At 67.7% G+C, this 455-nt stretch carries 1 protein-coding gene; it reads left to right on the forward strand.

Annotated features, from left to right (window positions below):
* On the forward strand, positions 1-455 hold a 455-nt coding region (locus B3873_RS23275), incomplete at both ends, for a histidine phosphatase family protein (protein ID WP_286869289.1).

Genomic DNA, 455 nt, shown 5'->3' on the forward strand with positions numbered 1-455 from the left:
GCAGCGATATTGCGGTCGCGCCCGAGATGCTGGCGCAGAGTGTGGCGCAACTATTGCCCCAGTTGCAGGCGCTGCCGCCTGATTGGCCGCTGGTGAGCAGTCCGCTGCAGCGCTGCGCGCGGCTGGCGCAGTCCCTTGCGCAGGCCATGCAGCGACCCGCACCGGGCATCGATCCGCGACTGCAGGAAATGGATTTCGGAAAGTGGGAGCTGCGCCCCTGGGATGACATCCCCTGGGCCGAAGTCGAGGCCTGGAATGCCGATCTTGCGCATTACGCACCCGGCGGCGGCGAGACATTGACCGCCGTGGCAAGCCGCATGTGGCAAGCCTTTGGCGACCTGCTGGCCACGCCCGCCGAGGGCGTCATCGTGATTTGTCATGCCGGTACCATCCGCATGCTGCACGCCTGCGCCGCATGGCGTGCAGGGCAGGGCGCGGCTGCGCGGCCCGATATT

The organism is Herbaspirillum sp. UBA812 (assembly GCF_002296545.1).
Taxonomy (GTDB): Bacteria; Pseudomonadota; Gammaproteobacteria; order Burkholderiales; family Burkholderiaceae_D; genus Herbaspirillum; species Herbaspirillum huttiense.